This is a genomic window from Stenotrophomonas sp. A3_2 (assembly GCF_036624925.1).
In the GTDB taxonomy this organism is placed as follows: Bacteria; Pseudomonadota; Gammaproteobacteria; order Xanthomonadales; family Xanthomonadaceae; genus Stenotrophomonas; species Stenotrophomonas hibiscicola.
On sequence record NZ_JAZKVY010000393.1, the window covers coordinates 1 to 376 of the forward strand.

At 68.9% G+C, this 376-nt stretch carries 1 protein-coding gene; it reads right to left on the reverse strand.

Going from position 1 to position 376, the window contains the following annotated elements:
* The coding region (locus R5H29_RS22835) for a hypothetical protein (RefSeq protein WP_332329903.1) at positions 1-348 on the reverse strand (348 nt) is incomplete at its 3' end.
* Positions 349-376: the final 28 nt, after the last annotated feature.

Sequence of the window (376 nt, forward strand, 5' to 3'; positions counted from 1 at the left end):
GATATGGAGCGCGCGAGGAAAGCGGCGCCGCATCCAGCCGACGCGCCCCAGACTGCGGCAGAATTTCAGGACTGGCAGGGCATCGGCGCAATGCGCCTCCTCCACCAGGCCATGCAGCCAGGCGGAGAGCGCGCCATCCGGTGCCCGCGGCAGCAGGAAGTGGTCGTGGTAGGAAAAACGCGGCTGAAACCCGGTGGCGCCGGCGCGTCGCGCGAGCAGAGGGGCATATTCCTGAAAATACGGCGCGCCCACCGGGTGGCCGGATGGCCAGGAAGCCGCCGAATTGCGGTCGATTTCCGCCAGGGTCAGGCCAGCGAGTGCCTCGTGCAGCGGTTCGTAGAAGGCCATCGTACCCGGGGCGCGGCGCAACGCGTCC